Source organism: Microbacterium sp. USHLN186 (assembly GCF_037145155.1).
GTDB lineage: Bacteria > Actinomycetota > Actinomycetes > Actinomycetales > Microbacteriaceae > Microbacterium.
Window position 1 is genome coordinate 1 of record NZ_JBBCYA010000025.1, and the last position, 223, is coordinate 223.

Annotated in this window: 1 rRNA gene; it reads left to right on the plus strand. The window is 55.6% G+C overall.

The features are described 5' to 3' along the window. Window positions 1-223 (plus strand): 23S ribosomal RNA (locus tag WFG93_RS13960); the annotation flags it as partial.

The following is a 223-nucleotide window of genomic DNA, read 5'->3' on the forward strand; positions in this document are numbered from 1 at the left end:
ATGAGGCTAAACCGGGTGTGTGTGATAGCCGGCAGGCGTTGCATGCCCGGGGTTGCGGGACTTTTCTGAACATTCTGCCGAGTGTTCGACGTGATGTGACGATATAGACGAGCCGTTTTGAAAGACGGGCCATAGTGGGTGCCAGCCCCGTAGTCGAAATGTTGTGTGCAGCGTGAAGAGTATCCCAAGTAGCACGGGGCCCGAGAAATCCCGTGTGAATCTG